The organism is Pseudomonas sp. YNh (assembly GCF_037993085.1).
Lineage (GTDB): Bacteria > Pseudomonadota > Gammaproteobacteria > Pseudomonadales > Pseudomonadaceae > Aquipseudomonas > Aquipseudomonas putida.
The window spans coordinates 33,434-56,421 of record NZ_JBBMRJ010000006.1 but is presented as its reverse complement, the minus strand read 5'-3'; the positions used below and the strand labels follow the sequence as shown (position 1 = coordinate 56,421).

16 protein-coding genes and 1 pseudogene are annotated in these 22,988 nt (G+C 62.7%); 8 read left to right on the top strand and 9 right to left on the bottom strand.

What is annotated here, in order from left to right; translation table 11 throughout:
- Positions 1 to 209: 209 nt before the first annotated feature.
- Positions 210 to 1,226: pseudogene (locus WF331_RS29275) on the bottom strand (cache domain-containing protein); the annotation flags it as partial.
- A 170-nt stretch (positions 1,227 to 1,396) separates the two neighbouring features.
- Here WF331_RS29275 and WF331_RS07790 point away from each other — a divergent pair.
- Positions 1,397 to 2,872 (top strand): helicase HerA-like domain-containing protein, encoded by a 1,476-nt coding sequence (locus WF331_RS07790; protein WP_340622788.1) that lies wholly within the window; start codon positions 1,397 to 1,399, stop codon positions 2,870 to 2,872.
- Positions 2,873 to 3,024: 152 nt separating this feature from the next.
- Here WF331_RS07790 and WF331_RS07785 read toward each other — a convergent pair whose 3' ends face one another.
- Together WF331_RS07785 and WF331_RS07780 are read right to left on the bottom strand one after the other, a co-directional pair.
- Positions 3,025 to 4,497 carry an inorganic phosphate transporter gene (locus WF331_RS07785; protein WP_016498117.1) on the bottom strand — a complete coding sequence of 491 codons (1,473 nt, stop codon included), beginning with the start codon at positions 4,495 to 4,497 and terminating at the stop codon, positions 3,025 to 3,027.
- Between the two features lie 311 nt (positions 4,498 to 4,808).
- Positions 4,809 to 5,009: a hypothetical protein gene (locus WF331_RS07780; RefSeq protein ID WP_016488886.1), complete on the bottom strand. Its 201-nt coding sequence runs from the start codon at positions 5,007 to 5,009 to the stop codon at positions 4,809 to 4,811.
- 542 nt (positions 5,010 to 5,551) lie between these two features.
- Here WF331_RS07780 and pcaR point away from each other — a divergent pair.
- From pcaR to pcaC, 7 genes are all read left to right on the top strand, one after another.
- Entirely contained in the window at positions 5,552 to 6,361 is an 810-nt protein-coding gene (pcaR, locus tag WF331_RS07775; RefSeq protein ID WP_033732052.1) for a pca regulon transcriptional regulator PcaR, read from the top strand.
- Between the two features lie 424 nt (positions 6,362 to 6,785).
- Positions 6,786 to 8,132, top strand: a complete 1,347-nt coding sequence (locus WF331_RS07770) for an MFS transporter (protein WP_016498119.1) — start codon at positions 6,786 to 6,788, stop codon at positions 8,130 to 8,132.
- A gap of 264 nt (positions 8,133 to 8,396) precedes the next feature.
- On the top strand, positions 8,397 to 9,599 hold the full coding sequence (gene pcaF / locus WF331_RS07765) for a 3-oxoadipyl-CoA thiolase (RefSeq protein ID WP_284360591.1): 1,203 nt from the start codon (positions 8,397 to 8,399) through the stop codon (positions 9,597 to 9,599).
- 185 nt (positions 9,600 to 9,784) lie between these two features.
- Complete coding sequence (locus WF331_RS07760; protein WP_016498121.1) at positions 9,785 to 11,074, top strand: MFS family transporter; 1,290 nt, start codon at positions 9,785 to 9,787, stop codon at positions 11,072 to 11,074.
- 9 nt (positions 11,075 to 11,083) lie between these two features.
- Positions 11,084 to 12,436: a 3-carboxy-cis,cis-muconate cycloisomerase gene (locus WF331_RS07755; protein ID WP_016498122.1), complete on the top strand. Its 1,353-nt coding sequence runs from the start codon at positions 11,084 to 11,086 to the stop codon at positions 12,434 to 12,436.
- Between the two features lie 11 nt (positions 12,437 to 12,447).
- Positions 12,448 to 13,239: a 3-oxoadipate enol-lactonase gene (pcaD, locus tag WF331_RS07750; protein ID WP_016498123.1), complete on the top strand. Its 792-nt coding sequence runs from the start codon at positions 12,448 to 12,450 to the stop codon at positions 13,237 to 13,239.
- A 10-nt stretch (positions 13,240 to 13,249) separates the two neighbouring features.
- Positions 13,250 to 13,645, top strand: coding sequence for a 4-carboxymuconolactone decarboxylase (gene pcaC, locus WF331_RS07745; protein WP_016498124.1), 396 nt, complete (start codon positions 13,250 to 13,252; stop codon positions 13,643 to 13,645).
- A gap of 95 nt (positions 13,646 to 13,740) precedes the next feature.
- On the opposite strand, the gene WF331_RS07740 is transcribed toward pcaC, so the two are convergent.
- The 6 genes from WF331_RS07740 to ttgA all read right to left on the bottom strand — a co-directional run bounded on the left by WF331_RS07740 (position 13,741) and on the right by ttgA (position 22,905).
- Positions 13,741 to 14,265, bottom strand: coding sequence for an Mpo1 family 2-hydroxy fatty acid dioxygenase (locus WF331_RS07740; RefSeq protein WP_174370241.1), 525 nt, complete (start codon positions 14,263 to 14,265; stop codon positions 13,741 to 13,743).
- Between the two features lie 176 nt (positions 14,266 to 14,441).
- Complete coding sequence (locus tag WF331_RS07735) at positions 14,442 to 15,365, bottom strand: LysR family transcriptional regulator (RefSeq protein WP_016498126.1); 924 nt, start codon at positions 15,363 to 15,365, stop codon at positions 14,442 to 14,444.
- 202 nt (positions 15,366 to 15,567) lie between these two features.
- Positions 15,568 to 16,824: an OprD family porin gene (locus WF331_RS07730; RefSeq protein ID WP_016498127.1), complete on the bottom strand. Its 1,257-nt coding sequence runs from the start codon at positions 16,822 to 16,824 to the stop codon at positions 15,568 to 15,570.
- A gap of 319 nt (positions 16,825 to 17,143) precedes the next feature.
- Complete coding sequence (locus WF331_RS07725) at positions 17,144 to 18,598, bottom strand: AdeC/AdeK/OprM family multidrug efflux complex outer membrane factor (protein WP_016498128.1); 1,455 nt, start codon at positions 18,596 to 18,598, stop codon at positions 17,144 to 17,146.
- Positions 18,595 to 21,747 carry a multidrug efflux RND transporter permease subunit TtgB gene (gene ttgB, locus WF331_RS07720; RefSeq protein WP_016498129.1) on the bottom strand — a complete coding sequence of 1,051 codons (3,153 nt, stop codon included), beginning with the start codon at positions 21,745 to 21,747 and terminating at the stop codon, positions 18,595 to 18,597. The genes WF331_RS07725 and ttgB overlap by 4 nt, the downstream gene beginning before the upstream one ends.
- Before the next feature lie 3 nt (positions 21,748 to 21,750).
- Positions 21,751 to 22,905, bottom strand: a complete 1,155-nt coding sequence (gene ttgA, locus WF331_RS07715) for a toluene efflux RND transporter periplasmic adaptor subunit TtgA (protein WP_016498130.1) — start codon at positions 22,903 to 22,905, stop codon at positions 21,751 to 21,753.
- Positions 22,906 to 22,988: the final 83 nt, after the last annotated feature.

Sequence of the window (22,988 nt, the reverse complement as noted above, 5' to 3'; positions counted from 1 at the left end):
GCATGTTGCGACGCTTGGGCGGCGTTGCCGGCGATTTCCTGTGCGGCGGCGCCCAGCTCGTTGATGGCGGCGGCCACGCTGTTGGTCCGGTTGGACTGCTCGTCAGAGTTGGTCATCGACGAGTTCGAGGCGCTGATGACACGCAGGGCCACTTCGTTGACTTGTTCGGTGGCCGAGGACACCTCGCTGATCGAGCTGTGAATGCGCTCGACGAAACGGTTGAAGGCGGTGCCCAGGATGCCGAACTCGTCGTGGTTGTGAATGCGCAGGCGTTTGGTCAGGTCGCCTTCACCCTCGGCGATGTCTTCCATGGCGCGGGTCATGGTGTGCAGCGGCTGCATCAGCACGTTGATCAGCAGGCCGAGCAGGCCAATGATGATCACCACCGCCACCACCGTGGCGATCACCGCCGAGGTGCGGAAGGTGCTGAGCATCGAGAAGGCCTTGTCCTTGTCCACCGACAGGCCGATGTACCAGTTGGCCGAAGGCAGGCCGGTGATCGGGGTGAAGGTCAGCAGGCGGGCCTGGCCATCGCTTTGCACTTCGGTCAGCTCACCGGTCAGTTTTGGCGTGTGCTGCGGGAACAGGTCCGACAGCGACTTCATCACCAGGTCTTTGTCAGGGTGCACCAGGACCTTGCCCTGGTCGTTGACCAGGAAGGCGTAGCCCATACCGCCGAAGTTCAGCGAGTTGATGATCTGCACCAGGCCGTCCAGGGCCAGGTCGCCACCGACCACGCCGACACTGCTGGAAACCTTGCTGAGGATGCCAATGACCATCTTGTTGGTGGTCATGTCGATGTACGGTTCGGTCAGTGTCGCGCCGGCGGCACTCATGCCGTCCTTGTACCAGGGGCGCGTGCGTGGGTCGTAGCCATCGGGCATTTTTGCGTCCGGGCGCACGCTGAAGCCGCCGTCCACCTTGCCCAGGTAAACGGTGAGGAAGCTGGAAATGAGCGCGTTCTGGCCCATCAGGGTTTCGGCGTTGGTGGGGGCCTGGGCAATGTTCTGTGCCAGGTTTTCCACCAGCTTGATTCGGCCGTCGAACAGGTTGCGGATGTTGGTCGAAGTGGAGGCGCCCATTTCAGCCAGATAGTTTTCCAGGTCCTCGCGGATCGCATTACGCTGGAGGTAATCGTTGTAGAGCGTGAAAAGGCTGAAGGCGAGTATCACGATCAATGATGCTGCCAAAAGAATCTTGTGGCTGAAACGAAGGCTTTTGTTCATGGCGTAATCGGTTCCGCTAAGGTGTTATATCAGGCGTTCGCACGGGTGGAGCCGCAAAGCAGTGCAACATCCCGAAAAGTCCCTTTTCGGTTGTTCCTCTCTAATTAAGGCGAATATCACCCAAAGGTATCGGCCGAATTAAGGTAAAGCTTGAGCAGAGGATTACAGAGATGTCGGAAACATCGACCATAGTTGTAGGTGCTGGCCCGGATGGCCAGCCAGTCGGGCAAGCGATGCGGCTGGCCAACCGCCATGGCCTGGTGGCGGGCGCGACGGGCACCGGCAAGACCGTGACCTTGCAGCACTTGGCGGAAGTGTTCAGCGACGCAGGGGTGGCCGTATTCGCGGCCGATGTCAAAGGTGACTTGTGTGGCCTGGGTGCCGCTGGCACACCACAGGGCAAGGTGGCCGAGCGAATCGCCGGTATGCCTTGGCTCGGGCACACGCCCCAGGCCTACCCGGTAAGCCTGTGGGACAACGCCGGGCAGTCCGGCCACCCGCTGCGCACTACCCTCAGTGAAATGGGGCCGTTGCTGCTGGGCAACCTCCTTGAGCTGACCGACAGCCAGCAGGCGGCGCTGTATGCGGCCTTCAAGGTGGCCGACCGAGAAGGCCTGTTACTGCTGGACCTCAAGGACCTCAAGGCGCTGCTGGCGCACCTGAAGGACAACCCGCATTTGCTGGGTGAAGACAGTGCACTCATGACCACGGCCTCTACCCAAGCCTTGTTGCGGCGGCTGGCGACCCTGGAGCAGCAGGGCGCCGAGGCGCTGTTTGGCGAGCCGGCATTGCGGCTTGAAGACCTGCTGCGGCCGGGCTCGGATGGCCGTGGGCGCATTCACCTGCTCGACGCCAGCCGGCTGGTGCATGAGGCGCCCAAGGTGTACGCCACCTTCCTGCTGTGGCTGCTGGCCGAGCTGTTCGAGCAATTGCCCGAGCGTGGAGATGCCGACAAGCCGGTGCTGGCCTTGTTCTTCGATGAAGCGCACTTGCTGTTCAACGGTACGCCCAAGGCGCTGCAGGATCGCCTGGAGCAGGTGGTGCGGCTGATCCGCTCCAAGGGCGTGGGGGTGTACTTCGTCACCCAGTCACCGGGTGACTTGCCGGAGGCGGTGCTGGCCCAGTTGGGGTTGCGCATTCAGCATGGCCTGCGAGCCTTTACCGCCAAGGAGCAGAAGTCGCTGAGGGCAGTGGCCGATGGCTTTCGCCCGAACCCCGCGTTCGAAACCCTGGCGGTGCTGACCGAGCTGGGGATTGGCGAGGCGCTGGTGGGGACACTGGAAGAGAAGGGTACGCCTGCCATGGTGCAGCGGGTGCTGATTGCACCGCCGCAGTCGCGTATCGGGCCGCTGAGTGCGGCCGAGCGCAGTGCGCTGATTGCCGCTTCGCCGCTGGCGGGGCGCTATGACAAGCCGGTGGACCGTGAGTCGGCCTATGAAATGCTGACCCAGCGCAAGGGCGAGGCGGTGGAGCCAGCCCCGCAGCCGCAGGCGGATGGGGAGAGCTTTGCCGACAAGGCCGGTGACTTCCTGCAGAGTGCGGCGGGGCAGGCTATCAAGTCGGCTGTGCGTCAAGCCGCCAACCAGTTGGGGCGACAACTGGTGCGCGGGTTGATGGGGTCGTTGCTGGGGGGCAAGAAAAGGTAGTTTGCCTGTACCGGCCCTATCGCCGGCAAGCCAGCTCCCACAGGGGTCTCGCTGCCCGTGTGGGAGCGGGTTTACCCGCGAAGAGGCCGGTGCAGATAAGCACAAATGAAAAAGGCGCCCCGAAGGCGCCTTTATACCGAGAGCGGTGTCACTCAGCCAATGGCTTTGGATGCCAGCCAGAACAGGCCGGCGGCCAGGCCCATCGAGGCGGGCAGGGTCAGGACCCAGGCCAGCAGAATGGTCTTCACCGTGCCGCCTTGCAGGCCGCTCTTGTTGGCGACCATGGTGCCGGCCACGCCTGACGACAGCACGTGGGTGGTCGATACCGGCAGGGCGAACACGTTTGCCATACCGATGGCGCAGGCCGCGGTGATCTGTGCCGACATGCCCTGGGCATAGGTCATGCCCTGCTTGCCGATCTTCTCGCCAACGGTAAGTACCACACGCTTCCAGCCAACCATGGTGCCCAGGCCCAAGGCCAGGGCGACGGCCACGATCACCCAGAACGGTGCGTATTCGGTGGTGGCGGTCAGGTCTTTACGCAGTTTTTCCAGGTCGGCCTTTTCACGGGCGTCGAGGCCTGGCAGCTTGCCAACCTTCTTCGCGGTGTCATCCAGGCACAGCAGATAGCGACGCACTTCAACGCGCTTGTCGGTATCCAGGCTGTGGTAGTCGGTCACGCCCTGAAGCGAGGACTGCAGCGCGGCGATGGTCGGCTCGGTCTGCTGCGGGTTGCAGCTGAACTGCTCCGGCAGGTCGTTGGACTTGGCCTTGCCCAGTGCCAGGAACTCGCCAAGGGTGGCGGCGTTGCGCTGGTAGAACTGGCTCATGTGCAGGGTAGCGTCGCGGGTACGCTCGATCTGATAGGTGGTGCTGTTCAGGTCGAGGACGAACTTGGCCGGGACGATACCGATCAGCACCAGCATGATCAGGCCGATGCCTTTCTGACCGTCGTTGGAGCCGTGCACGAAGCTCACGCCCATGGCCGAAACCACCAGTACCATGCGGTTCCAGAATGGCGGGTGCTTCTTGTCGTCGAGCTTGCGGCGCTGGTCGGGGGTCTTGTGCATCTTCGACAGCGGGCGCCACCACTTCAGGCCGATCAGCACCAGGGCTGCGACGGCGAAGCCGGCCATTGGCGAAACCACCAGCGACATCGCGATGTCGATCGCCTTCTGCCAGTTCACGCCATCGGCCAGCGGGATGTCGTTGATCAGGGCGTTGGCCAGGCCGACACCGAGAATGGAGCCGATCAGTGTGTGCGAACTGGAGGCGGGGATACCAAAGTACCAGGTGCCCAGGTTCCAGGTGATGGCCGCAGCCAGCAACGAGAAGACCATGGCCAGGCCGTGTCCGGTGTTCACATTGATCAGCAGCTCTACCGGCAGCAGGTGCACGATGGCATAGGCCACCCCGACACCGCCGAGCAGAACGCCAAGGAAGTTGAACACGCCGGAGAAGAACACGGCGAGGTGCGGCGGCATGGCTTTGGTGTAGATGACGGTAGCTACCGCGTTGGCGGTGTCATGAAAGCCATTGATGAACTCGAAGGCGAGTACGAAGGTCAAGGCGAGCAGCAGGCTCACCAACACCCAGGCATCCAGTCCGCTGAATAAATCGATCATGAAGGTTGTCTGGCGGGTATAGGGGGGCGGGATTATGCCAGAAAACCTTGGCAATCGATGCACCTGCTACAGACCGATGGCAATCTTCATGGGGTGAGCGCACGGTGCACGTAGGGGCGCTGAGGCAGGGAAATATCGGCTAAAAAGCGCAAAGCGTGGCTAAATCAGGCAGAAAAGCGAAGAAATGGCCGATTCGCCATCATTCAAACGGGCGTATGAAATTTGTGTAATTCCATTTCATCATCGGTCAGATGGTAAAGATCGACCGCGCCCGGGCTGGCCGGGCGACGACGCGCTGGCGTGGTCCCGGGTCAGGGATTGTCGCTGCGCAGCTCCTTTTCAATGCGTTCCAGTTCCTGGTTGAACGCCTGGTCGCGCACGCTGGCACGTTTGCGCCAAGGTTTGCGTTCCGGATCCGGTTGTGCGGCGTAAGTGGTGACTTCACCACCGTAAACATCCTTGTAACGTTCAGCCTGGCGCTCGAGTTCTGCGCGCAGTTCATCTTTCGTCACATGCAGTACCTGAATTAAGTGTGATGACTGTTGTTATGCATTGTGCAGCATGCACATGCCTCGCTGGCCGCAACGGCTAGATACAGCGGAAGGTTCCATTACTACGCTAGCGTCGGGGCCTGCGCAATCGATTATAGCAACCGATAATTCGCCGAACATCGTTATTTACCAGCCCTGACAGCATCTGACGCAAGTAGTGGCAGGTGTCGGCAAACAGTTTGGACGTTTCGTACAAGTTTGAAAGGCATGGCGGATAAAAGTTCGATGCAACGCCGGGGCGAGGCCCGAATGAAAAACGGCCTCGCCAAAAGGCGAGGCCGTTGCCTGGGGACTTCTACGGTGGGTACCTGACCAGTCTCTCCAAAGAAGCCACAAGTGGCAGGAGAAAGGTATAAGCAAAAGTGTCAGCGGTCAATTGCGATTATCGGCCGTTTGTTCGATAATCGCACGAACGGGCGTTTTTTTTGAGGTGTGCGATGAGTGACGAAACCCTGGTCAACGATCCGGTCAATCCAGAGCCGGCGCGACCCGCTTCGGCCGCCATGGCGCCGCCGATCGTGGCTTCTCCGGCCAAGCGCATCCAGGCGTTTACGGGTGATCCCGACTTCATGACCTCCCTGGCACGTGGCCTGGCCGTGATCCAGGCCTTTCAGGAGCGCAAGCGTCACCTGACCATCGCCCAGATCAGCCACCGCACCGAAATCCCTCGCGCAGCGGTGCGCCGTTGCCTGCACACGCTGATCAAGCTGGGTTACGCCACCTCTGACGGGCGTACCTATTCGCTGTTGCCCAAAGTATTGACGTTGGGGCATGCCTACCTGTCGTCGACGCCGCTGGCGATTTCTGCCCAGCCTTATCTGGACCGTATCAGTGATCAACTGCACGAAGCGGCCAACATGGCCACACTCGAAGGCGACGACATTCTTTATATAGCCCGTTCGGCCACGGTGGAACGGCTGATATCGGTCGACCTGTCCGTTGGCGGGCGCCTGCCGGCCTATTGCACATCGATGGGGCGCATCCTGCTGGCGGCGATGGACGACACCAGCCTGCGTGAATACCTGGAGCGTGCCGACCTGAAAGCGCGCACCAGCCGTACGCTGCATGACCCTGAGTCACTGTTCGCCTGCATCCAGCAGGTGCGCGCCCAGGGCTGGTGCGTGGTGGACCAGGAGCTGGAGCAGGGGCTGCGTTCGATTGCCGTGCCGATCTACGACGCGTCGGGGCAGGTGTTGGCGGCGCTGAACGTGAGCACCCATGTGGGGCGGGTGACGCGTAGCGAGCTGGAACAGCGCTTCCTGCCGATCCTGCTGGCGGCCAGCCGGGACCTTTGCCATCAGTTGTTTGGCTGAGATTGCAGGGGCCGCCAAGCGGCCCAATCGTCGGCAAGCCGAACTCCCACGGAAACTGTGAAAGCTGCGAATACGCAATACCTGTGGGAGCTGGCTTGCCGGCGAATGGGGCGCAAAGCGGCCCCCTTTCACATTTAGAACAGGCAAAACGGTTTCTTGTGCGATAAACGCACAGTGTCGCTCCGGGCGAATTGCGCCACCGCCGCCCGCTGATTAATGTCTCTCGCAACGGTCGGCCAAGCCGACCGAACAAAAAATACAAGAGGCACTTACCATGAATACTGTCCACTTATTGCTGCGGCCGCACCCGCACGCAGTACCGTTGTATCCAGGCTGACGCAGGCCATATTCCCCAATCATCGTCCCCTGTACCGGTTGCCCGTGTGCAGTGGTCTGGCTGTGCCCTACATTCTGGATAACAACAATGAACCAAGCACAAAACAGCGTCGGCAAAAGCCTCGACGTCCAGTCGTTCATCAATCAGCAGCCGCTGTCCCGCTACCAGTGGCGGGTCGTGTTGCTGTGCTTTCTGATCGTCTTCCTCGACGGCCTGGACACGGCCGCCATGGGCTTCATCGCCCCGGCGCTGTCGCAGGAGTGGGGCATCGACCGGGCCAGCCTCGGCCCGGTGATGAGCGCCGCATTGATCGGCATGGTGTTCGGTGCCTTGGGCTCCGGGCCGTTGGCTGACCGCTTCGGCCGCAAAGGTGTGCTGGTGGGCGCGGTGCTGGTGTTTGGCGGTTTCAGCCTGGCCTCGGCCTATGCCACCAACGTCGACCAGTTGCTGGTGCTGCGCTTCCTGACTGGCCTGGGCCTGGGTGCCGGCATGCCCAATGCCACCACGCTGCTGTCCGAATACACCCCCGAACGCCTCAAGTCGCTGCTGGTGACCAGCATGTTCTGCGGCTTCAACCTGGGCATGGCCGGTGGTGGCTTCATCTCCGCCAAGATGATCCCGGCCTATGGCTGGCACAGCCTGCTGGTGATCGGCGGCGTGCTGCCACTGCTGCTGGCGCTGGTATTGATGGTGTGGTTGCCGGAGTCGGCGCGGTTCCTGGTGGTGCGCAATCGTGGTACCGACAAGATCCGCAAGACCCTGTCGCCCATTGCGCCACAGGTGGTGGCCGAGGCGGGCAGCTTCAGCGTGCCAGAGCAAAAGGCCGTGGCCGCGCGCAGCGTGTTTGCGGTGATTTTCTCCGGCACTTATGGCCTGGGCACCATGCTGCTGTGGCTGACCTACTTCATGGGCCTGGTAATCGTCTACCTCCTGACCAGCTGGCTGCCAACCTTGATGCGTGACAGCGGTGCGAGCATGGAGCAGGCCGCGTTCATCGGTGCGCTGTTCCAGTTCGGCGGCGTGCTGAGTGCGGTGGGTGTGGGTTGGGCCATGGACCGCTACAACCCGCACAAGGTAATCGGCATTTTCTACCTGCTGGCCGGGGTGTTCGCCTACGCGGTAGGGCAGAGCCTGGGCAACATCACCGTGTTGGCCACCCTGGTGCTGATTGCGGGTATGTGCGTGAACGGTGCGCAGTCGGCGATGCCGTCGCTGGCGGCGCGCTTCTACCCGACCCAGGGCCGTGCCACGGGTGTATCGTGGATGCTGGGTATCGGCCGCTTCGGTGCGATTCTCGGGGCCTGGAGCGGCGCGACGCTGCTGGGGCTGGGGTGGAACTTCGAGCAGGTGCTGACCGCGTTGCTGGTGCCTGCGGCGCTGGCGACCGTAGGTGTGATCGTGAAAGGGCTGGTCAGCCACGCCGACGCGACCTGAGGAGCGAGGGCCGCTTTGAGGACCATTCGCAGCACAAGGCTGCTCCCGCAGGGGGAGGCGGCCTTGTGTCGCGATAAGGCTGCTCAGCAGGCCCGGCATCCAGATAAGTAGCAGCGCAACAAATGGTTCGATAACCGCACGAATAGTCGATTATCGGATTGTAACCCTACCGCCACTCTCCTTAATCTGAGCTCATCGAAGCACCCTGACCAGTAGCCTCCACACGTACCGCCGCGGCCCATGGCCAGTGGCAGGAGAAGCCTAATGCGCGACGTATTTATCTGTGACGCCATCCGCACCCCCATCGGCCGCTTCGGCGGCGCCCTGGCGGGTGTGCGTGCCGACGACCTGGCTGCCGTGCCGCTGAAAGCGCTGATCGAGCGCAACCCTGCGGTGCAGTGGGACCAGGTTGATGAAGTGTTCTTCGGCTGCGCCAACCAGGCCGGTGAAGACAACCGCAACGTGGCGCGCATGGCGCTGCTGCTGGCCGGCCTGCCGGAGAGCATCCCGGGCGTCACCCTGAACCGCCTGTGCGCGTCGGGCATGGATGCCATCGGCACTGCCTTCCGCGCCATCGCCAGCGGCGAAATGGAGCTGGCGATTGCCGGCGGCGTCGAGTCGATGTCGCGCGCACCGTTCGTCATGGGCAAGGCTGAAAGCGGCTATTCGCGCAACATGAAGCTGGAAGACACCACCATCGGCTGGCGCTTCATCAACCCGCTGATGAAGAGCCAGTACGGTGTGGACTCCATGCCGGAAACTGCCGACAACGTGGCCGACGACTACCAGGTTTCGCGCGCTGACCAGGACGCTTTCGCCCTGCGCAGCCAGCAGAAGGCTGCAGCCGCCCAGGCTGCCGGCTTCTTCGCCGAAGAAATCGTGCCGGTGCGCATTGCCCACAAGAAGGGCGAAACCATCGTCGAGCGTGACGAGCACCTGCGCCCGGAAACCACGCTGGAGGCGCTGACCAAGCTCAAGCCGGTCAACGGCCTGGACAAGACTGTCACCGCCGGCAACGCCTCGGGCGTGAATGACGGTGCTGCGGCGCTGATCCTGGCGTCGGCGGAAGCGGTGAAGAAACACGGCCTGACCCCGCGTGCCCGGGTACTGGGCATGGCCAGCGGCGGTGTTGCACCACGGGTGATGGGCATCGGCCCGGTACCGGCAGTGCGCAAGCTGACCGAGCGCCTGGGTGTGGCGATGAGTGATTTTGATGTGATCGAGCTCAACGAAGCCTTTGCCAGCCAAGGGCTGGCGGTACTGCGTGAGCTGGGTGTGGCCGACGATGCGCCGCAGGTGAACCCGAATGGCGGTGCAATCGCCCTGGGCCATCCGCTGGGCATGAGCGGTGCGCGCCTGGTGCTGACTGCGCTGCATCAGCTGGAGAAAAGTGGCGGGCGCAAGGGCCTGGCAACCATGTGCGTGGGTGTCGGCCAAGGTCTGGCGCTGGCCATCGAGCGGGTGTGACCTTACCGGCCTCTTCGCGGGTGAACCCGCTCCCACAGGGATCCACGCAACCCCTGTGGGAGCGGGTTTACCCGCGAAGAGGCCGGACCTGTCAGACGTAGGGCCAATTGCCAGCCAGATAGCGGAACGAGTGTGTTACCAGGTATGTCTAGACTTACCTAGGACCCTCCAGGAGTAAAACCGTCATGACCTCAACCTATTACACCGGCGAAGAACGCAGCAAGCGCATCTTCGCTATCGTCGGTGCCTCCTCAGGCAACCTGGTGGAATGGTTCGACTTCTACGTCTACGCCTTCTGCGCAATCTACTTCGCCCCGGCCTTCTTCCCCTCCGACGACCCTACGGTGCAGCTGTTGAACACGGCCGGTGTGTTCGCCGCAGGATTTTTGATGCGCCCCATCGGTGGCTGGATCTTCGGCCGCCTCGCAGACCGCCATGGTCGCAAGAATTCCCTGATGATCTCGGTGCTGATGATGTGCTTCGGCTCCCTGATGATCGCCTGCTTGCCCACCTACGGTAGCATCGGCACCTGGGCCCCCGCACTGCTGTTGCTGGCCCGCCTGATCCAGGGCCTGTCGGTGGGTGGCGAATACGGCACCACCGCCACCTACATGAGTGAAGTGGCCCTGCGTGGGCAGCGTGGCTTCTTTGCCTCGTTCCAGTACGTCACCCTGATTGGCGGCCAGTTGCTGGCCGTGCTGGTGGTGGTGATCCTGCAACAGTTGCTGACTGAAGATGAGCTGCGTGCCTGGGGCTGGCGTATTCCATTCGTGGTAGGGGCCATCGCCGCGCTGATCTCGTTGATGTTGCGCCGCTCGCTGCACGAGACCAGCAGCGCGGAAACCCGCAACGACAAAGATGCAGGCACCATCAAGGGCCTGTTCCGCAACCATGCGGCGGCCTTCATCACCGTGCTTGGCTACACCGCCGGCGGCTCGCTGATCTTCTATACCTTCACCACCTACATGCAGAAGTACCTGGTCAACACCGCGGGTATGACGGCGAAAAACGCCAGCTACGTGATGACCGGCGCGCTGTTCCTGTTCATGGTGGTGCAGCCGTTCTTCGGCATGCTGTCCGACCGCATCGGCCGACGTAATTCGATGCTGCTGTTTGGCGCGCTCGGGACCTTGTGCACCGTGCCGCTGCTGATGGCGCTGAAAACGGTCACCAGTCCGTTCATGGCCTTCGTGCTGATCAGCCTGGCGTTGTGTATTGTCAGTTTCTACACCTCGATCAGCGGCCTGGTGAAGGCCGAGATGTTCCCGCCGCAAGTACGTGCGCTGGGTGTAGGCCTTGCCTACGCAGTGGCCAACGCGGCATTTGGCGGCTCCGCCGAGTACGTGGCCCTGGGCCTGAAGACCCTGGGCATGGAAAACACTTTCTACTGGTACGTGACGGCCATGATGGCGATTGCCTTCCTGTTCAGCCTGCGCCTGCCGAAGCAGGCCGCGTACCTGCACCACGATGACTAAGGACGTGGCATGACCAACCAACTGTTCGACGCCTACTTCACCGCGCCGGCCATGCGCGAGATTTTCTCCGACCGTGGCCGCTTGCAGGGCATGCTCGATTTCGAAGCCGCGCTGGCCCGTGCCGAAGCTGCTGCGGGGCTGGTCCCGCACAGCGCCGTGGCCGCCATCGAGGCGGCATGCAAGGCCGAGCGCTATGACGTGGGGGCGCTGGCCAATGCCATCGCAACCGCTGGCAACTCGGCAATCCCGCTGGTGAAGGCGTTGGGCAAGGTGATTGCCAGTGGCGTGCCCGAGGCCGAGCGCTATGTGCACTTGGGCGCCACCAGCCAGGACGCGATGGACACCGGTCTGGTGTTGCAGTTGCGCGATGCCCTCGACCTGATCGAAGCGGACCTGGGCAAACTGGCCGATACCCTGTCGCAGCAGGCATTGAAGCACGCCGATACGCCAATGGTGGGCCGCACCTGGCTGCAACACGCTACCCCGGTGACCCTGGGCATGAAACTGGCTGGCGTGCTGGGGGCATTGACCCGCCACCGTCAGCGCCTGCAAGAGCTGCGCCCGCGCCTGTTGGTGCTGCAGTTCGGCGGCGCCTCGGGCAGCCTGGCCGCTCTGGGCAGCAAGGCGATGCCGGTGGCCGAGGCCCTGGCCGAGCAACTGAAGCTGAGCCTGCCCGAGCAACCTTGGCACACCCAGCGTGATCGCCTGGTGGAGTTTGCCTCGGTGTTGGGCCTTGTGGCCGGCAGCCTGGGCAAGTTCGGCCGCGATGTCAGCCTGCTGATGCAAACCGAGGCGGGGGAGGTGTTCGAGCCTTCTGCACCAGGCAAGGGCGGCTCTTCGACCATGCCACACAAGCGCAACCCGGTGGGCGCTGCGGTGCTGATCGGTGCCGCGACTCGCGTGCCGGGGCTGGTATCGACGCTGTTCGCCGCCATGCCCCAGGAGCACGAGCGCAGCCTGGGCCTGTGGCATGCCGAATGGGAAACCCTCCCGGACATCTGCTGCCTGGTCTCCGGCGCGCTGCGCCAGGCCCAGGTCATTGCCGAGGGCATTGAAGTAGACGCAGCGCGCATGCGCCGTAACCTCGACCTGACCCAAGGGCTGGTGCTGGCAGAAGCGGTGAGTATCGTCCTGGCCCAACGCCTGGGCCGCGACCGTGCCCACCACTTGCTGGAGCAATGCTGCCAGCGAGCCGTGGCCGAACAGCGGCACCTGCGTGCGGTGCTGGGTGATGACCCGCAGGTCAGTGCCGAGCTGTCTGCCGAAGAACTTGATCGCCTGCTCGACCCTGCCCATTACCTGGGCCAGGCCCGCGTCTGGGTGGCGCGCGCCGTATCCGAACATCAACATTTCACTGCCTGAAGGAGACTGCTGTGGCGCATTTGCAACTGGCCGATGGCGTTTTGAACTACCAGATCGATGGCCCGGAAAACGCCCCGGTGCTGGTCCTGTCCAACTCGCTGGGCACCGACCTGGGCATGTGGGACACCCAGATTCCGCTGTGGAGCCAGTACTTTCGCGTGCTGCGCTACGACACCCGTGGCCACGGCGCATCGTTGGTCACCGAAGGCCCTTACACCATCGAACAGCTGGGCGGTGACGTGCTGGCCCTGCTTGATGGCCTGGACATCCAGAAAGCGCATTTCGTCGGCCTGTCGATGGGTGGCCTGATCGGCCAGTGGCTGGGCATCAACGCCGGTGACCGCCTGCACAGCCTGACCCTGTGCAACACCGCCGCCAAGATCGCCAGTGACGAGGTGTGGAACCCCCGTATCGACACCGTGCTCAAGGGTGGCCAGCAGGCCATGGTCGACCTGCGCGATGGCTCTCTCGCCCGCTGGTTCACCCCGGGCTTCGTCCAGGCCCAGCCTGAGCAAGCCCAGCGCATTTGCCAGATGCTGGCGCACACCAGCCCGCAAGGTTATGCCGCCAACTGTGCAGCGGTGCGTGATGCCGATTACCGTGAGCAACTGGGCCGCATCCAGGTGCCGGCGCTGATCGTTGCTGGCACCGAAGACGTGGTCACCACCCCTGAACATGGCCGCTTCATGCAGGCCGGTATCAAAGGTGCCGAGTACGTCGACTTCCCGGCAGCGCACCTGTCCAACGTCGAAATCGGTGAGGCGTTCAGCCGCCGCGTGCTCGACTTCCTGCTGGCTCACTGAGGACCACGCCATGGATGAGAAACAACGTTACGACGCGGGCATGCAAGTGCGCCGTGCGGTACTTGGCGATGCCCACGTGGACCGCAGCCTGGAAAAGCTCAATGACTTCAACGGCGAGTTCCAGGAGATGATCACCCGCCACGCCTGGGGTGATATCTGGACCCGCCCTGGCCTGCCGCGCCATACCCGCAGCCTGATCACCATCGCCATGCTGATCGGCATGAACCGCAATGATGAACTGAAACTGCACCTGCGCGCCGCAGCCAACAATGGCGTGACCCGTGAAGAGATCAAAGAAGTGCTGATGCAGAGCGCAATCTATTGCGGCATCCCGGCGGCCAATGCCACGTTCCACTTGGCTGAGTCGGTGTGGGATGAGCTGGGTGTAGAGTCTCGACAGCAGTAAGGCCAGCACTGGCCCTATCGCCGGCAAGCCAGCTCCCACAGGGATTGCGCTGCCCTGCGGCCTGATGCAATGCCGGCGACAGGGCCATGCAATGTTTACATGACCGTGTTCTTCTGACGCATGGCTACAGGGCCTGCGTTGTTTTCTACGGCCTGTTTCAGGGCCGGGCACAGGCCCAGCATGAACGCTGCTTCTGCCACCACGAACAGCGGCCCGATTATCAGGCCGCTGACATCGTCGACAAATGCAGGTTTGCGGCCTTCGTAGTAATGGCCGACGAACTGGATGATCCAGCCCACCACGAATGCCGCCAGCCCGGCGCTGAGCCACAGCGTTGTTGTCTGTACGGCCAGCACCTGGCCGACCCACAGGCACAGGCCCAGCAACAACCCCATCACCAGGCCGAAGCGCAGGTCCAGGCGCAGGTAGAACCACACCGAAGCCGCCGCTGCCAGCAGGGCAGGGGACAGCCACATGCCAGCTATTTCCCAGCCTGGGCGTGACAGCAGAATGGTGACTGCCAGCACGATAAGCGGGATGCCGACGAAGTGGGTGGCGATGTTGCGTGGGTCGCGGTGGTAGCTGGCGTATTGGCTCAGGTGGTCGACGAGGGTTTTCATTGTTGTGCCTCCCTGGTGTGCCCGGTCTAGGTGTATTGCCATTACCGGCCCTTTCGCGGGTGAACCCGCTCCCACTGGGATCCACGAAACCCTGTGGGAGCGGGTTCACCCGCGAAAGGGCCGGTACTGGCAACCCATATAGCTCAGGATAGCCCGCAGCCACCACTATCATCAGCTCAGCGAATGGCAGCAGCCCGCACTGGCGTATCCAGCCCCACCAGGGTCTCGATCATCGCCCGCGCCGCCGGCGACAACCGGTAACCGCTACGGCTGACCACGCCGCAGCGCACGCTCAGTACCTCCAGTGCCGGCGGCAGGTTGCGCCAGTGCAGGCGCACCAGTGTGCCGGCGGCCAGGTCTTCGGCCACGGCCTCCTCGCTGGCTGTGCCAATGGCGTCGCTGGCCTGCACCACGCTGCGCAGTATCGCCAGGTGCTCGGTCTGCAGGTGCGGGATGAAGTCGCTGCGCCCGCTCAGGTTGGCCAGGCGCTTGCGCACGCCGGGGGCGAGCAGGGCGCTGGCCAGCGGGTAGCTGAACAGGTCGTTGGTCGACAGGCTGTCCTTGGCCAGCAACGGGTGGCCAGGCCGGCAGAAGAACAGGCCGGGCCGTGGCGACAGGGGCTCGGTGTGGAAATTGGGGTCGGCTTCGAACGGTCGGATATCGTCGACAAAAAACTCGATCTGTTCACGGCGCAGGGCCTGCCCCAGGCGTTCGGCATTGTCTACCAGCAGCGAGGTGCGGATGCCCGGGTGGCGTTCGATGAAATGGCGCAAGGCGTCGGGGACCAGGCGCACGGCCAGCGCCGGGCCACTGCCGAAATGCAGCTCGCCGGCGTCGAGCTTGGTCATTTGCAGTACTTCGTTGCTCAGTTGCGCGGCACCCTGCACCAGGCGGCGGGCGTGCTGCAGTACCACCAGGCCCTCGGGGGTTGGCAGCAGGGCTTTGCTGGCGCGGTCCACCAGCGGGCAGCCAAACGTGTGTTCCAGGCCCTGGATGGCGCGGCTGAAGGCGGGTTGGGTGATGCCCATGGCCTCGGCGGCACGGACAAAACTGCGGTATTCGGTGAGGGCGATGAAGTAGCGCAGCTGGCGGAGGTCCATGTCACGGCTCTGGGGCGGGAATCAGGGCCCTATTCAAGCTGTTACAGCTTATGTCGTCCAAGAAGGTTTATGGATTTGGTTATTTCTTTTGGTTATTTTCAAGGGCTTCTGGCCTCTTCGCGGGCATGCCCGCTCCCACAGGTAGGGCGCAGAATTCAAGGCTGGTGCAATCCCTGTGGGAGCGGGCGTGCCCGCGAAGCATTCAAAGGAGATTCAGCGGGTAACTCACGATCAGCCGGTTCTCATCAAAGGCGTTGGTGCTGAAGTCCCGGCGCATGGTGGAGTTGCGCCATTTCACCGACAGGTCCTTCAAGCTCCCCGACTGCACCACATAGGCCAGTTCGGTCTCGCGAGCCCATTCCTTGCCATCATCCACGCTGCCCACGGTAACGTTTTCACCCTTGATATAGCGGTTCATCAGGGTCAGCCCAGGCACGCCAACGGTAGCGAAGTTGAAGTCATGGCGCACTTGCCAGGAACGCTCCTTGGCATTGTCGAAGCTGGAGTTGTAGCTGTCGTTGGCCAGGGTGCCGCCGCTGGTACCGTTGACCCGCATCCAGGCGTCGTCGCCGCTGACCTTTTGCAGGCCGACGTAGAAGGTGTGGCCCTGGTAACGTGCCGAAAGCATGGCCGAGGCGGTGCGGTTATCCAGCTTGCCGGCGCGCTCTGCGCCGTCTTCCTTGCCGATGAAGTAGCCCAGGTTGGCGCCCAGGGTCCAGTCGCCCAGCGGCTGGCTGTGCGTCAGGTTGAGGTATTGCTGGCGGTAGATGTCCTTGAGCTGGGCATCCCACAGGCCGATCATGGTGCGCTTGTCGTTGAAGGTGTACTCGCCACCGCCGAAGTTGAAACGATCGGAGGTGAACGCGCCTTTGCCGTTCATCGACATGTCTTCCATGCTGGCGTCGTTGCGCGGGCTGTTACCGCGGAACTGCCCGGCGTACAGCGTCAGGCCGGCAATTTCCTTGGAGGTCAACTGGCCACCGCGGAAGGTTTGCGGCAGCGAGCGGCCGTCGTCCGAGCGCAGGATGGGCAGTACCGGCATCCATTCACCGACTTTCAGCTCGGTTTCGGACAACTTTGCTTTCAGTGCCACACCCAGGCGGCCGAAGTCATCGGCCGGGCGGCCGTCGTCATGCACGGGCAGCAGGTGTGTGTTGGTGGTGCCTTTGCCGCCGTCGAGCTTGACCGAGTACAGGCCCAGCACGTCCACCCCGAAACCGACGGTGCCTTGGGTGAAGCCGGAGCGGGCGTCAAGAATGAAGCTTTGCGTCCATTCTTCGGCCTTGCCCTGCGGGTTGGCCGGGTCGACGAAATTGCGATTGATATAGAAGTTGCGCAGGTTGAGGGTGGCCTTGGCGTCTTCCATGAAACCACCTTCGTTGGCGGCGAACACGGGGAGGGCGCAGGACATGGCCAACAGGCCGGGCAGCAGCTGGCGTGCGGGTTGCAAAGTGCTCATCTGTCGTGGATCTCTTGTTTTTATGGGGCGAGCCGGTGCACTGCTGGATCAAGCCTGCAGGTGCGGGTCTTTTTTTTGATGAACTTGGGCAACGTTGCGTAAGCGGATGTTGCGGGGTAGTGCGGGGGTGAGGCAATTCGCCGCAAACGGAACGGGGCGATAATCGAACGGAATGTTCCAGTTGGTTAATTGTTTTGCTTTGACAGGCTCTTCGCAGCACAACGCTGCTCCAGCAGGTCGAGCGTTCGGAGCAACAACAGCGCCCGGTAAAAACAAAAAGCCCACCGTAGAGGTGGGCTCGATGCTGCTACAAACTCAATCAGCCTTTCGGTGCTTGCACCGATGCCTGCTGGTTGGCCTGCCCGGTCTGCTCATACCAGCCCCCGCCGAGCGCCTTGTACAGGTTGACCTCGCTGGTCAGCTGCGAAAGGCGGTCGGTAATCAGCGACTGCTGGGCGCTGAACAGGTTGCGCTGGGCGTCGAGGAAGGTCAGGTTGCTGTCGATCCCGATGCGGTAGCGGCGCTCAGCCAGGCGGTAGTAATCCTGGTTCGCCTGCACCAGGTCGCGCTGGGCCTGCAGCTGCTCTTCGAAGGTTTTGCGCGCCGCCAGGCCATCGGAGACTTCCTGGAAGGCGGTCTGGATGGTTTTTTCGTACTTGGCGACGTTGATGTCCTTCTGGATCTTCGAGTAGTCCAGGCTGGCCTTCAGGCTGCCGGCGTTGAAGATCGGCAAGTTGATCTGCGGCTGGAACAGCCAGGTGCCTTGGCCACCCGCAAACAGGTGACCCATGTCGGGGCTCAGGCTGCCAGCGTTGGCGGTCAGGCTGATGCTCGGGAAGAACGCTGCGCGGGCCGCGCCAATGTTGGCGTTGGCGGCCTTGAGCAGGTGCTCGGCTTCCTGGATGTCCGGGCGACGCTGGAGGATGTCCGACGGCAGGCCGGCCGGCACTTCGGCCAGCTGGTCGGCGTTGAGCTCCAGCGGCTTCGCCAGGTTGGCAGGAACGCCGGTGCCCAGCAGCACGGTCAGGCTGTTGACGTCCTGGGCGACCAGGCGCTGGTACTGCGAGTACTTGACCCGGGCGCCTTCCACGGCGGTGCGCGCCTGGCTGACGTCAAGGGCAGAAGCCACGCCGACTTCATTGCTGCGACGGGTGAGGTTGTAGCTTTGCTCGTAGGTCTTCAGCGTTTCTTCGGTCAGCTTGAACAGGGCCTGGTCGGCCTGCCAGGTGTAGTAGGCGTTGGCCACGCTGGCCACCAGGGCGATTTGCGTGGAGCGACGCGCCTGCTCGCTGGACAGGTAGGTTTCCAGCGCCTGCTCGGTCAGGCTGCGCACACGGCCGAACAGGTCCAGCTCATAAGCGCTGACACCCAAGGTGGCCGAGTACTGGCTGGTGATGCCAGATTCGCCGGTTTGCGACATGTTCGCCGGTACGCGCTGGCGGCTGCCGCTGCCGGTGGCCGAAACCGCCGGGAACAGGTCGGCACGCTGGATGCGGTACTGCGCGCGGTAAGCGTCGAGGTTCAGCGCCGCGACGCGCAGGTCGCGGTTGTTGACCAGCGAAGTCTGGATCAGCTGTTGCAGTGCCGGGTCGTGGAAGAACTGGCGCCAGCCCTGTTCGGCGGCAGCAACGTCTGCCGATTGCGTCGGCGAGTACGCAGGGCCTTGCGGCCACTGCGCTGCCACCGGCGCTTCCGGGGTCTGGTAGTCAGGGATCAGCGAGCAGCCGCCAAGAATGAAAGCGGTTACCGCCAGGGACAACAAAGACTTGGTCATTGCCCAGCCTCATAACGTGGAGTTTCAGGGGTGGCGTCTTTTTCCGGCTCTTTGCTGCCGAACAGCGACGACACTGCGACGAAGAACAGTGGTACCCAGAAGATAGCCAGCACGGTCGCACTGATCATGCCGCCGATCACACCTGTACCGATGGCGTGCTGGCTGCCGGCGCCGGCGCCGCTGGCGATGGTCAACGGTACCACGCCGAGGATGAACGCCAGCGAGGTCATGATGATCGGGCGCAGACGCATGCGGCACGCCTCGATTGCTGCGTCGTACAGGCTGCGGCCCTGCTCGTGCAGTTCCTTGGCGAACTCGACGATCAGAATGGCGTTTTTCGCCGCCAGGCCGATGGTGGTCAACAGGCCGACCAGGAAGTACGTGTCGTTGGACAGCCCGCGCAGGCTGGTGGCGATCAGTGCACCGATGATACCCAGCGGTACTACCAGCACGACGGCGATCGGGATCGACCAGCTTTCATACAGTGCAGCCAGGCACAGGAACACGAACAGCACAGAGAGGGCGAACAGTGCCGGCATTTGCGAGCCGGAGAGTTTTTCCTCGTAAGACATGCCGGTCCAGGAGAAGCCGATACCGTCCGGCAACTCGCCCGCGATGCGTTCCACCTCGGCCATGGCATCACCGGTGCTGTAGCCCGGGGCCGGAGCACCCAGGATTTCCATTGCCTCGACGCCGTTGTAACGGGACAGCTTGGGCGAACCGTACGTCCACTCGCCTTTGGCGAACGACGAGAACGGGACCATTTCGCCTGCACCGTTGCGCACGTACCACTTCTGCAGGTCTTCCGGGCTCATCCGCGCGTTTGGTTCGCCCTGGATGTACACCTTCTTGACTCGGCCACGGTCGATGAAGTCGTTGACATAGCTGGCACCCAGTGCAATCGACAGGGTGTTATTGATGTCGGCAATGGTCACGCCCAGGGCGCTTGCACGTTCGTCATCGATAGTCAGCTGGTACTGCGGCTCATCGTTCAGGCCGTTCGGGCGCACGGCGCTGAGCACCTTGCTTTGTGCGGCCTTTGCCAGGAACTGGTTGCGCGCTTCCATGAGCTTGGCATGGCCGACACCGCCGCGGTCCTGAAGGAACACGTCGAAGCCGGTGGCGTTACCCAGTTCGAGTACCGCAGGCGGCGCGAAGGCGAACACCATCGCGTCGCGGAAGGTGAAGAAGTGCTGCTGGGCACGTTCGGCCAGGGCGAACACACTGTTCTCCTTGGAGCGCTCGCCCCACGGCTTGAGCATGATGAACGCCATGCCCGAGCTCTGGCCGCGGCCGGCGAAGTTGAAACCGTTGACAGTGAACACCGATGCCACGGTGTCGGCCTCTTCCTTCAACAGGTACTCACGCATCTGGTCAACCACAACCTGCGTACGTTCGGCACTGGAGCCGGCCGGGGTCTGTACCTGGGCAAACAGCACGCCCTGGTCTTCTTCCGGGAGGAAGGCAGTAGGGATGCGGGCGAACAGCCAGATCATGCCGACCACGATCAGCGCGTAGCCGAGCAGGAACGGTACCTTGTTGCGCAGGATAGTGCCCACGCTGCGCTCGTAGCCGTTTACGCTGCGGTCGAAGTTGCGGTTGAACCAGCCAAAGAACCCGCCTTTGGCAGTGTGGTGCTCACCTTTCTTCAGCGGCTTGAGCATGGTGGCGCACAGTGCCGGGGTGAAGATAAGCGCTACCAGCACCGAGAGGCCCATGGCCGACACGATGGTGATGGAGAACTGCCGGTAGATCACACCTGTGGAACCACCGAAGAACGCCATGGGCAGCAGTACCGCCGACAGTACCAGGGCAATACCCACCAGGGCGCCCTGGATCTGTTCCATCGAACGTTTGGTCGCCTCCTTGGGCGGTAACCCTTCCTCGGACATGACCCGTTCGACGTTCTCCACCACGACGATGGCGTCGTCCACCAGCAAGCCGATGGCCAGGACCATGGCGAACATGGTCAGGGTGTTGATACTGAAGCCTGCGGCGGCAAGGATGCCGAACGTACCCAGCAACACCACCGGTACGGTCATGGTGGTGATGATGGTGGCGCGGAAGTTCTGCAGGAACAGGTACATCACCAGGAACACCAGGACCACGGCTTCGATCAGGGTGTGGATCACACCGCTGATCGACTCGGTGACCACCGGGGTGGTGTCGTACGGGAATACCGCTTTCACGCCAGGCGGGAAGAACGGTTCGAGGCTTTTGATGGTCTCGCGCAGTGCCTTGGCAGTGTCCAGCGCGTTGGCGCCGGTAGCCAGTTTTACGGCCAGGCCGGAAGCCGGCTTGCCGTTGAACTGGGCGCTGACCGCGTAGTTTTCACCGCCCAGGCCCACTTGCGCGACGTCACCCAGTCGTACCTGGGAGCCATCCTTGTTGACCTTGAGCAGGATCTTCTCGAACTGCTCGGCGGTTTGCAGGCGGGTCTTGCCGATGATGGTTGCGTTCAGCTGGGTGCCAGGCAGGGCTGGCAGGCCGCCGAGCTGGCCGGACGAAACCTGCACGTTCTGCGCGGCCACGGCGGTCTTGACGTCGACCGGGGTCAGCTGGAACTTGTTCAGCTTGGCCGGATCGAGCCAGATACGCATGGCGTACTGCGCACCAAACACCTGGAAGTCACCCACACCCGCAGTACGCGAGATCGGGTCCTGCATGTTGGAGACGATGTAGTTGGCCAGGTCGTCCTTGGTCATGCTGCCGTCTTCGGACACCAGGCCGATCACCAGCAGGAAGTTTTTCACTGCCTTGGTAACGCGGATACCTTGCTGCTGCACTTCCTGCGGCAGCAATGGGGTGGCCAGGTTCAGCTTGTTCTGTACCTGGACCTGGGCGGTGTCGGGGTTGGTGCCCTGTTCGAAGGTGGCAGTAATGGTCATGCTGCCGTCGGAGTTGCTTTCCGACGACACATAACGCAGGTTGTCGATACCGTTGAGCTGCTGCTCGATCACCTGCACCACGGTGTCCTGCACGGTTTGCGCCGAAGCGCCCGGGTAGGTCACGGCGATGGCGATGGCCGGCGGCGCGATGCTGGGGTACTGGTTGATAGGCAGCTTCAGGATCGACAAGGCGCCGACCAGCATGATCACCAAGGCGATCACCCAGGCGAAGATCGGGCGATCGATAAAGAACTTCGACATGGTTTACTCCGCTTTGGCGTCTGCTTTCGCCGCGTTGGCCTGATCAGGGCTGCCCGGCTTCTTGACGTTGGTGGCTTCGCTGACCTTGACCTCGACGCCCGGGCGCACGTACTGCAGCCCTTCGGTGATCAGGCGGTCGCCTGGGTTGAGGCCTTCCTCGATCAGCCAGTCGCTGCCCAGGGTACGGCTGGCCTTGAGCTGGCGCAGTTCGACCTTGTTCTCCTGGTTGACCACCAGGGCGGTTGGTGCGCCTTTGAGGTCGCGCGTCACGCCCTGTTGCGGTGCCAGGATGGCGTTGGCGTTGACCCCGGCCTTCAGCCGCGCATGCACGAACATGCCTGGCAGCAGGGTGTGATCGGGGTTGGGGAACAGGGCGCGCAGGGTGACCGAGCCGGTGGTCTCGTCGACCGCAACTTCGGAGAATTCCAGGCGGCCTTCCTGCTTGAGCAGGCTGCCGTCTTCCAGCACCAACTGAACCGAGGCGGCGTTGTCGCCGGCCTTCTGCAGCTGGCCGCTTTCCAGGTCACGGCGCAGCTTGAGCAGCTCGGCGGTGGACTGGGTAACGTCGACGTAGATCGGGTCGAGCTGCTGGATAGTGGCCATGGCGTCAGCCTGACCGTTGCTCACCAGTGCACCTTCGGTGAACGAAGAACGGCCGATACGGCCGCTGATCGGCGCCAGGACCTTGGTGTAGCGCAGGTCGATCTGTGCGCTTTTCAGCGAGGCCTCGGCCTGCAATCGTTTGGCATTGGCGTCGTCGTATTCCTGTTTGGATACGGCCTGTTCGTCAATCAGCTGCTTGTAGCGCTCGGCCAGCGAGCGGGTAGCCTGCAGGTTGGCCTGGGCGTTGCCCAGGTTGGCTTCGTACACGGCAGGGTCGATCTGGTACAGCTGCTGGCCTTCCTTCACCTCACTGCCTTCCTTGAACAGGCGCTTGAGGATGATGCCGTTGACCTGCGGGCGCACTTCGGCGACCCGGTAGGCAGTGGTACGCCCCGGCAATTCCGAGGTCAGGGTGAAGGCTTGCGGCTGAAGGGTAACCACGCCGACCTGAGGAGCCTGCGCCGCTGGCGCTGCTTCTTCTTTCTTACAGCCACTGAGCAGGGTTGCCAGGGCGACGGCGGAAACCAGAGCGGTAACGGCTGGCTTGAATTGCATGAGGATCCTCGGGTCGCTGGAGCAGGGAGACGCTCAAGAGTAATGGAAGAGATCTTGATCTGGAAAAATTGCTATCCGGTGGA